Annotated in this window: 3 protein-coding genes; 1 reads left to right on the top strand and 2 read right to left on the bottom strand. The window is 62.8% G+C overall.

Annotated elements, in window-relative coordinates:
- Positions 1-92: 92 nt before the first annotated feature.
- Together EN955_RS34275 and EN955_RS34270 are read right to left on the bottom strand one after the other, a co-directional pair.
- A complete protein-coding gene (locus EN955_RS34275; protein WP_013531320.1) occupies positions 93-758 on the bottom strand; it encodes an outer membrane protein in 666 nt (221 codons plus the stop codon).
- A 94-nt stretch (positions 759-852) separates the two neighbouring features.
- Positions 853-1,704, bottom strand: coding sequence for an alpha/beta fold hydrolase (locus EN955_RS34270; RefSeq protein WP_024503863.1), 852 nt, complete (start codon positions 1,702-1,704; stop codon positions 853-855).
- Positions 1,705-1,851: 147 nt separating this feature from the next.
- Here EN955_RS34270 and EN955_RS34265 point away from each other — a divergent pair.
- On the top strand, positions 1,852-2,538 hold a 687-nt coding region (locus EN955_RS34265; RefSeq protein ID WP_164769970.1), incomplete at its 3' end, for an amidohydrolase family protein.

Here is a 2,538-nt window from a genome sequence, read left to right as displayed (position 1 = left end):
CCCCCCGCCCACTGGGAGCGTCGGCCACCCTTCCATGAAGAGAGCCCCTCAAGTGGTCGCCTGGGCCGGCAGCGTCGCGATTGTGGGCCTGGTCAGAACTTGTAGCTCAAATTGATCCCGACCGTATTCAGCTTCACGTTCTGATCGCGATCGTTAAAGGGTTCTGCCACCTCGTAGTGCTCGGAGCCGAAATCATAGTAGCGATACTGCGCGCCGACGACGAACTTGTCGGTCAGCGCGTAGTCGACGCCGGCACCCACGGTCCAGCCGACATTCGTGCGCGTGCTGTCGAACGCCGGACCCGCGACTTGCGATGTTTCGATGCCGGCAAAGGCAACGCCGCCAATGCCGTAGACCAGCAGGCGGTCCATGGCGTAACCCGCCTTGGCGTTGACCGACCCGAACCACTTGATGTCGGTGCCGAATGTGCTTCCCAGCGCCGATACCGTCGTGCCGCCGACCGAGGAATAGTTGAGATCCGCCTCGGCGCCGAGCACCGCCTGGTCGAATTGCCACAGGCCGGCGACGTGGCCGCCGACAAAACCGCCGTCAATGTCGGGCGCGATGGAAAACGGCGCACCTTCTGTCACCGATATATCGGATTGGCCCCAGCCATAGCCGGCCTGCAGACCAGCGTAATAGCCCGTCCAGTCGAATCCAGGCGCGGTCATCGGCACGTCGACCGCCGGGTCGGCTGCAAAAGCCGGCACGGCCAGAACGGCAAGGAAACCGGCACTAGCGACCATCAGTCGACGCATCGAACTCCCCGAAATGACGGTTCAGAAAGATCCTCGTCAGAAGGATAACCGCATTCGCCGCAATCGCAATCCCCCTGTCGCCGTACAGAATCCTCTATTTGGCATCGATGAAGTCCAGCACAGCCCGGCTATATTCATCCGGCGCTTGCAGCATGGCGAAATGACTGGCGTTGGGCAGGATGATCAGCTTCGCACCTGGGATGGCGGAGGCGATATATTCGGTGTGTTCGCGCTTGATCGCCTCATCGTGGTCGCCGGCAACGATCGCCGTCGGCGTGGTTATCTCGGCAAGCTGTTCCTTGCTCCACGCCGGCTCGCTCTCCCACATGTGGCTCATCTGCGCCACGAAGGCGTCATACTGGTCCGGTGTTTTCGACATCTTCTTGTAGTCGCGGCCGGAGCGGTCGATGTAGGCGGCAAAGGTCTTGTTGGTCATCACGCCCGGATCAAGGCCGTCGGTGGTTACGTTGGCGGCTTGCGCGAACAGCCTTGTCAGCCGCTCCGGATGATGCAGTGCGATGTCGATACCGATGATGCCGCCATCGCTCCAGCCGACAAGCGCGGTCTTGTCGATCTTCAGGTGGTCGAGCAGCGCCAGATAGTCCGACGCCATTAAGTCGTAGCCATAGGGCTGCTCGGTGCGGGTGGAGCGGCCGTGGCCACGGCTGTCGGCGACGATCACCTTGTGCATCTTGGAAAGCGTGGCCACCTGGCTGGCCCAGATGTCGCTGTGGCCGAGGCCGCCATGGATGAGCAGCACCGGATCGCCCGCGCCGAAAACGGCGTAGTACATCTGGATGCCGTTCACCGGCGCGTATCCGCTCTGATCGGGTTTGGGCATGGCCGCTGGTTCCGGCAAGGTCTGCCAACGCTCCTCGGCCACGGCAGAAGTGGTCGACGCTGCGAACAGGATAACGATGGCGAACGCTTTCCAAAAACGGGTCATGTCTTCCCTCATATGGTTCGGTTCGCGGTCAGCATCGCCTTCCAGCCGGATTAGTCAACAAGCTCGCCCTGACGCGGTATGTCGGACCGACGGCTCTGGCGGCGCCCGCCGACATTTGCGAGACTGGCGGCAACCGAGGAATCGCCAATGACGAAAGCAACGCCCGCAAAACCCAGACCGTGGACCGAGATGGCGACACATCTGGTCGATGTCGCCGTGGGGCGCAAACCCGCTGACCTGGTCGTGCGCAACGGCCGCTGGGTGAACGTCCATTCGGGCGAGATCATCGCCGGCACCGACATCGCCATTGCCGGCGGGCGCTTTGCCTATTGCGGGCCGAATGCCAGCCATGCAATCGGCCAGGGCACCAAGGTGGTCGATGCCGGCGGGCGTTATCTGGTGCCCGGCCTCTGCGACGCGCATATGCATGTCGAGAGCGGCATGGTGACGGTGACCGAGTTCTGCCGGGCCGTCATTCCGCACGGCACCACCTCGATGTTCATCGACCCGCACGAAATCGCCAATGTTCTGGGTCTGCCCGGCGTGCGGCTGATGCATGACGAAGCGGTCGCCATGCCCATCAACGTGCATGTGCAGATGCCGTCCTGCGTGCCTTCGGCGCCGGGGCTGGAACATGCCGGCGCCGAGCTGACGGTCGCCGATGTCGCGGAAGCGATGACCTGGGAGAACATTATCGGCCTGGGCGAAGTGATGAATTTCCCCGGCGTCGTCGCCAATGATCCGGTCATGTCGGGCGAGATCGCCGCGACGGTTCATGCAGGCAAGACGGTCGGCGGCCATTATGCCTCGCGCGATCTCGGCCTGCCGTTCCAC

Origin of the sequence: Mesorhizobium sp. M7A.F.Ca.CA.001.04.2.1, assembly GCF_003998485.1 — a bacterium.
Taxonomy (GTDB): domain Bacteria; phylum Pseudomonadota; class Alphaproteobacteria; order Rhizobiales; family Rhizobiaceae; genus Mesorhizobium; species Mesorhizobium ciceri.
This window is presented reverse-complemented; position numbering and strand designations above follow the sequence as displayed.

Coding starts and splice junctions, on each gene's coding strand:
- EN955_RS34275 (WP_013531320.1), bottom strand. CDS start 758: ATGCGTCGACTGATGGTCGCTAGTGCCGGTTTCCTTGCCGTTCTGGCC.
- EN955_RS34270 (WP_024503863.1), bottom strand. CDS start 1,704: ATGACCCGTTTTTGGAAAGCGTTCGCCATCGTTATCCTGTTCGCAGCG.